Consider the following 3,076-nt stretch of genomic DNA (forward strand, 5'->3'; position numbering starts at 1 on the left):
TCAGCCGCGCTTTCAGTTACTTTGTCCTGTACACCTGCCCAGGCACGCCTTCCGGGAGCGCAGGCTGCTCTCCCGGCCTGAGGTCCCGGTGCAGTGCCAGCGCCTGACCGTCCTTGACCAGAGCATCCACGTAATCTCCCGCCTTGAAGTGCTGCGTCAGGTCGAGCTTCCGCCCAGGTTGATTCACGAAGCCCATCCCGACCTGAACGGAAGTGTACTCATTCGTCCGCAGGGTAATCGTCTTTCCGACGTCGCCGCCGCCTTTCTCGACTTTAAGCGTAACGGCGTCAGGCTCAACAGAAGTTATCTTGCCGTGCCGGACCATCTTGTCCAGTTCTTTCTGCCGCTTCTTAGCTTCTTCTTGAACTTTCTTCTGCGGGGCCACGACGTAGTGATAGCGCGCCCCAAACCAGCCTAAGCCGAAGCTCAGGCCGAGACAAAAAATGCAGAGAGCGACGAAACCAACAGTCCGTAAAGATTTCATCGGTTTATAACCCCCTTTTCTCCTGCCGGTTTTGTTTGCGCCGGCAATACCAGCGACAAATTTTTTTGGGTGCCTAACATGGGTATCTGCCACCATTCTTGCGAGTGCCATCCTGTCGTTCTGCGGTTCCGATCCGGATATCTACACGCTCTCCAAGCTCTTCTCTTTGAACGGCAACTGGACAGTCCCCGACCGGGGCGATCACCTTGTCCTCCGCCGCCCGGATTAACAAGAGCCGCCGGGAAGTCTCCTCCCTTCAGGGAGGAGATGAGAGGCGGCCTTGATTTTTTGTTTGTTCTATAGTACCATGGAGACATGAAATACCGTTACGACAAGGGCGCTCATGCCGTCTACTCAATTCAGTTCCACCTGGTTTTCTGCGTGAAGTACCGCCGCAAGGTGTTGAAAGGTCCGGTAGCGGAGAGGCTCAAAGAAATCGTGTACCACATTGCAGAACGTTTTGGCGTAGAAATAATCGAACAGGAAACCGCTCTGGACCACATTCACATCCTTTTTGCGGGAAAGCCGCAGCTCCAGGTGTCGAAGTTTGTGAACAGCCTTAAAGGGGTATCCTCCCGGCTCCTGCGGAAAGAATTCCCGGAGCTCAGGGAGTACCTTTGGGGCAACCACTTCTGGAGCCCGAGCTACTTCATTGCCTCGACCGGTCAGGTAACTCTTGATGTGCTCAAGCGCTATGTGGAGGAGCAATGCCATGAAGCGCCGTCAAAGGCCAAAAAAGAAAGCAAAGGTCCAAAAGGTAAAAAAGACGAAGCTGACCGGGAATGAGCTTTTCCGGTCAGTACACATCACCGTGCCGAAGAAGCTGGTCAACAAGGCCAAGCTGGACGCTGTGTACGAGCTTGACCAACTCCACGCCCGGGCGGTCAACGAATGGATCGGGCGCTGGTATAACCGGACAGAGCTGATTGAAAAGATTTTGAGGGGTACGGCCACCACCCTCATGCAAAAGGAGGCTTTAGAGAGGCCGCTGGAAACGCCTCTGCCGTCGGCCTACGTCCAGATAGCGGGAAACCGTATGCTGGATATCCTGCGGGAACACTATCTGGCCGTGCAGGACAAGATCGCCTCCGATGTATGGAAGGACAGAAACCTGTCCGTAGAATACCGGCTGGTCTGTGCCGTGTTTGTCCGGAATGCCGCCTTATTCCACCGGTTTGTGAACGGGTTGGCCGATGCAGAGGACGTGGTTGCGAAGTGGCGGGCTTCGCAAAGCGAGCAGCTCCGGAAGGTGGCGGAGGCTTACGATTCACTTTCGCCGCAAGCTAGAGCGGGAATCGCAGGGTTCATTGTCGCCAAATTCTGGGAAATAAGGGCGGCATGGCGTGTGCCGGCCTTCAAGGGCGGCGTGATACAGCTCGACTACCGGGTCTTCACACTCGAAGAGGCCCGCGGGACGAAAGAGTTCAACCTGTGGGCCTGGGTGACCACTGCAGTGCCCCACCGGCGTATTGCCATACCACTCCGTCTAATAGCCGACAAGAGGTGGCTCCTGGATTCCCTTTTTCCGGACTGGTTGAAGAGTACGGCCCGCAAGGCCCAGCTGGTAATTCGGGGCCGCCACATACGTCTTTCCGTGCCGGTGGCCAAGCAGAGGATGGGACCCAAAGGCGAACCTGAAGCCGTGCTGGGCTGCGACATCGGGATGAGCGCACTTCTCAACCTGAGCAACGGCTTGAAGCTCGGAAAGAGCTGCAAAGAAATTGCCGGAAAGCTGTACGACGAATACCTGCGGCTCCAGTCAGTGCGCAACAAAATCCGGAGCCTCAGGCAAAGGGCCGAAAAGCGGCTGTCGATCACCAAAAACCCGGAAACGCGCCACAGGCTGGAGCGGAAAATTGCCGAGTACGACAGGCACCTTTCGAACCACCGTTGGGTGGAGCTGCGGAGACGCATAAAAGCCGCTGTGTCCACCGAGATAGGCCGGGTGGTCAACCAGTTTCTGGCCCTGCTGGGCCCCAGTCCCGAGCGCGTTCTTGTGGTCATGGAAAACCTGACTGAGATGACTGCGGAAGGGGCCAGGCGGAGTTCACGGGCGAGGTTCGACCTCAGCGTTTGGGCCCGGGGCGAGCTTCAAGACCACCTGAAGCGGGATCTGGAGTGGCTGGGCGGTCGCGTGGCCTTCGTACCTCCGGAATACACGAGCCAGATCTGTCCCATATGCGGTTGGGTGGACAAGGGAAACCGCCGGGGGCGCGAATTCCGCTGCCAGCGCTGCGGTTTTGTAGCAGACGCCGACGTGGTGGGAGCAATAAACATCGGGGAACGTTTCTCCGATGCGGAGCTCTTAGCGCTGGCGGAAAAGTACTGGTACAATAAATACTTGCGCCGCGAAAAGATAAAGGAACTCCTCCTCGTACGTGCCGCAAATGCGGCGTAGGTATCTTCCCATGAAGCCGTAAGGTCGCCTCCAGCCGGGATGAAGGAAACGGACCGTAGCGGAGGCGCCTCGTCCTGAGGGTACGGGAAGCCCCGTCCTTCAGGACGGGGAGGCTTCACGTTTGCACTTGTAAAAGAGCTCCGAATGCCCTACAATATAACATAGGCGTTATACTTTTTCGGGAAAAATGAAAA

The 3,076-nt window shown here is 56.7% G+C and carries 2 protein-coding genes and 1 pseudogene; 2 read left to right on the top strand and 1 reads right to left on the bottom strand.

All coding sequences use genetic code 11. The features are described 5' to 3' along the window. Nucleotides 1–16 precede the first annotated feature (16 nt). Nucleotides 17–484, bottom strand: a complete 468-nt coding sequence (locus ACUVTA_RS09210) for a hypothetical protein (protein WP_445952642.1) — start codon at nt 482–484, stop codon at nt 17–19. Between the two features lie 315 nt (nt 485–799). On the opposite strand from ACUVTA_RS09210, the pseudogene tnpA reads away from it, so the two are divergent. Both tnpA and ACUVTA_RS09220 read left to right on the top strand, forming a co-directional pair. Next, a pseudogene (gene tnpA / locus ACUVTA_RS09215) lies at nt 800–1,192 on the top strand (IS200/IS605 family transposase); the annotation flags it as partial. A gap of 4 nt (nt 1,193–1,196) precedes the next feature. Continuing rightward, nucleotides 1,197–2,882, top strand: coding sequence for a zinc ribbon domain-containing protein (locus ACUVTA_RS09220; RefSeq protein ID WP_445952643.1), 1,686 nt, complete (start codon nt 1,197–1,199; stop codon nt 2,880–2,882). Nucleotides 2,883–3,076 lie beyond the last annotated feature (194 nt).

This window comes from Thermodesulfitimonas sp. (assembly GCF_052743955.1).